This is a genomic window from Pseudoduganella violaceinigra DSM 15887, from assembly GCF_000425385.1.
GTDB lineage: Bacteria > Pseudomonadota > Gammaproteobacteria > Burkholderiales > Burkholderiaceae_D > Rugamonas > Rugamonas violaceinigra.
This window is the reverse complement of record NZ_AUDI01000037.1, coordinates 1-2,842: the sequence shown is the minus strand read 5'-3', so window position 1 is coordinate 2,842 and position 2,842 is coordinate 1. Positions and strand designations below refer to the sequence as shown.

At 62.4% G+C, this 2,842-nt stretch carries 2 protein-coding genes; both read left to right on the top strand.

Features of this window, described 5'->3' with window-relative positions; all coding sequences use genetic code 11:
- A partial coding sequence (locus H597_RS0116430; protein WP_028103091.1) for a M4 family metallopeptidase occupies window positions 1-972 on the top strand: 972 nt, incomplete at its 5' end.
- A gap of 239 nt (window positions 973-1,211) precedes the next feature.
- A partial coding sequence (locus tag H597_RS0116425) for a M4 family metallopeptidase (RefSeq protein ID WP_035374499.1) occupies window positions 1,212-2,842 on the top strand: 1,631 nt, incomplete at its 3' end.

The following is a 2,842-nucleotide window of genomic DNA, read 5'->3' as shown; positions in this document are numbered from 1 at the left end:
ACCAAGCAGCCGCTGGCGATGACCGGTATCGGCAACGACAAGGCCTTCCGCATCTGGTTCAAGGCCAACACCACCAAGTTCACCGCCTCGACCAACTACGCCGACGCGCGCAACAAGGTGGTGCAGGCAGCGGAAGAACTGTACGGCGTGGGCAGCAAGGAATCGATCGCAGTCAAGCGCGCTTACGCGGCCATCAACGTCGGCACCGACGTCGACGAAGGCGTGCCGACCGGCGTGTCGATCTCGACCCAGCCTAACAACGTCACCGTGAATGCCGGCGGCACCGCCAGCTTCACCGTCGGCGCCAGCGGCGGCACCTCGCCTTACAGCTACCAGTGGTACCGCAACGGCACCCAGATCACGGGCGCCACCTCGGCCACCTACTCGTTCACTGCGCAGAGCGCCGACAACGGCGCCGTGTTCAAGGCCGTGGTCAGCGACGCTTCGTCGCCGGTCAAGACCGCCACCTCGAACAACGCCACCCTGACCGTGGGCGGCACACCGCCACAGTCCGACCTGGTGGTCAACGGCGGCTTCGAGTCCGGCACGTCGCCATGGGCCGGCAGCACCGGCGTGATCGGCAACTACAGCGGCCAGAGCGCATACGAAGGCACCCGCTTCGCATGGCTGGGCGGCAATGGCGCCACCGCCACCGAAAGCCTGTACCAGACCGTGACCATCCCATCCACTGCAACGTCGGCGAACTTCTCCTTCGCGCTGCATATCGACACCGCGGAATCGGGTAGCACCGCCTACGACAAGCTGGTCGTGACCGTGAAGAACTCCGCCGGCACCACCCTGGGCACCCTGGCGACCTACAGCAATGCCAACGCCGCCAGCGGCTACCAGGTGCGCAGCTTCAATCTGCTGCCGTACAAGGGCCAGACCGTGCGCCTGCACTTCAACATGACGGAAGACTCGTCGCTGCAGACTTCCTTCGTGATCGATAAGGTCAGCCTGCAAGTTCAGTAAGCAAGCTAGTCGTCATTCAAGCCGGTATGCGGCTGTCGCCATCCTTGCGATGCGATAGCCGTATTACCGGCTTTTTTGTGGGCAGGATGCGCCTGCCAACGTGACTACAAGCATGTAATCAATTGTCTAAAACTATACAAAAACTGTAAAACTGACTCATTTCACAAGTTTTTTGACTCGCCCAAAAAACAGGCATAACTTCGACTCCCCACCAACCCAAGTTCCAAGAAGGAGTGTCGATGAAACTTCGCAAAAGCCTGTTGGCCGCAGCCGTTGCCGCCTCGTTCGCCCCTGCATTTGCCGGCGTCATGCCCGATTCCCTGATGGCCGCGCCGGCCCAGCCGATGAGTCTGGAAGCCAAAACCAATCTCGTCTCACGCCTGGATGCACGCCGCGCGGCCGCCGGTCTCGACAGCGAGCATGGCTACAAACTGCGTGAACAGCATCCCGGTGTGCAAGGCCAGCGCATCACGCGCGCCGATCACACCTTCCAGGGCTTGCGTGTCTTCGGTTCCGACTCGGTCATCGTGACCGACGAAAACGGCGACATCGTCAGTGAATCCGCCTCCGACCGCCGCAATGGCCTGGACGCTTCGCGCGCCGCCAAAGCCGCCGGCAAAGGCGCGCCTGACACCACCCCAAGCTTCAACGCCGACGAAGCGATCCGCATCGCCGTCTCCCGCACCCCGGCCAGCGAACACCGCATCAAGCCGGAAGCGGAGCTGCTGATCTGGCCGGTCATGAAGACCGTGCGTACCGAAGCCGCCGCCAACAAGGCCGAAAACGCGCTGAATGCGATGGATGTGAAGGACGTGGTCGACCACTACGAGCTGGCCTACCTGGTCAAGACCCGTATGAGCAAGAACAACCGTCCGATCTTCCGCGACACCGTGATCAGCGCCACCTCCGGCGCCGTGCTGAAACAGTGGAACGCGCTGCAGACCGTGGTCGGCGTCGGCCACAGCCAGTACAACGGCGACGTGCCGATCCAGACCACACTGTCCGGCTCGACCTACAAGATGCTGGACGCCACCCGCGGCACCGGCGGCCAATTCGGCGGCATGGCGATCACCAACGCCAACCACTCGTCGGCCAACAATCCTAGCCCTGGCAGCATCTACACCAACACCACCAACACCTGGGGCGACGGCCAGCAATACAACGGCGGCAGCACCACCAACGCCAACGGCCAGACCGCCGCGGTGAACGCGCTGTGGGGCCTGATGAATACCTACGACACGTTGAAAAACGTGATGGGCTGGTCCTCGCTGGACGGCAACAACACCGCGACCTACATCGCCGTCCACGTCGACAACAACTACGACAACGCCTTCTTCGACCCAAGCTGCAAGTGCATGTACATCGGCGACGGCAGCAGCTTCTACAGCCTGGGCTCGATCGACGTGATCGGCCACGAAATGGGCCACGGCGTGACCGACGCCACGTCCAACCTGACCTACTCCGGCGAGTCGGGCGGCCTGAATGAGTCGAACTCCGACATCACCGGCGAAATGGTGGAAGCCTATGCCCGCGCTGGCGGTACTGGCACCAGCGTCCCATCCGGCAACGACTGGATGATGGGCAAGGAAATCGCCCGCAACGGCCAGCCGCTGCGCTGGATGTGGAAGCCTTCCAAGGACGGCGGCTCGGCCGACGCCTGGAGCAGCTCGATCGGCAACCTGGACGTGCACTATTCCTCGGGCGCCAACAACCGCATGTTCTACTTCCTGTCGCAGGGTTCGAACTCCTCGTCCTCGAGCGAAATGTACAGTAAGTACCTGACCAAGCAGCCGCTGGCGATGACCGGTATCGGCAACGACAAGGCCTTCCGCATCTGGTTCAAGGCCAACACCACCAAGTTCACCGCCTC